Here is a 737-nt window from a genome sequence, read left to right on the forward strand (position 1 = left end):
GACCTCTCGACCACGCAAATCTACCTCGATTCATTCGAAAACTCGCAAATTGACGAGGCCATGCAGCATTTACTGTAAGAATCGGGAGGTCGGCGGCCCTATTGGGAACCGACCTCCTTTCTTCTAAAGATATGTGGCGTCTTCATTACCCGAGGTATTTTTCCAGCGTGTCATAGGTCGCCTGTTCCCGCGAAACATCCTCTTCCGTCTTGGGGTTCATGATCTCTTTCACCTGCTCATCCGTCAAACTTCTCAACTTCTCTTCCATCTGGCTGCTGAAGAGCATGGGATTCTCCGCATGGTTGAACTTCTTAATCAGGAAGGTAATCAGATATTTTTTCGCCAGGAACGAATTCGGAATCCGTTCCAAAGCTGCCTTATACCACTTGACGCTTCTGTAGAACCATCCTGCATCTCCAAATGCCCGCGGCAGTACTTTGCTCTTGACACTGGCTACAAGGTCTTTCGGTTTGAGGGAGTTGGCACCCGTACACCAGAGAGAGATGGTCGCCAGCGGGAAGCCCTTCGTTTGCAGCTCCACGGCAAAATCGAAGACCTCATTCTTTGCAGCCAGGGCCATTGCTGGGGCTGCCATGTAATCGGTCCCCTTCCACGAGATCGTGCAGATATTCATCTCGGCGATCAGGGCCGCAATCTCCATCTCGGCATTCAGCGCCTCACAAATCACAAGTTCATCCAAGTTCTTGCCCAAGTTCATCCATGCGACCACTCGGTGC

At 51.3% G+C, this 737-nt stretch carries 1 protein-coding gene; it reads right to left on the reverse strand.

Translation table 11 applies throughout. The features are described from left to right. Window positions 1-145: 145 nt before the first annotated feature. On the reverse strand, window positions 146-737 hold a 592-nt coding region (locus B5E60_RS13590; RefSeq protein ID WP_204246488.1), incomplete at its 5' end, for a hypothetical protein.

Source organism: Alistipes sp. An116 (assembly GCF_002161005.1).
Classification (GTDB): Bacteria; Bacteroidota; Bacteroidia; order Bacteroidales; family Rikenellaceae; genus Alistipes; species Alistipes megaguti.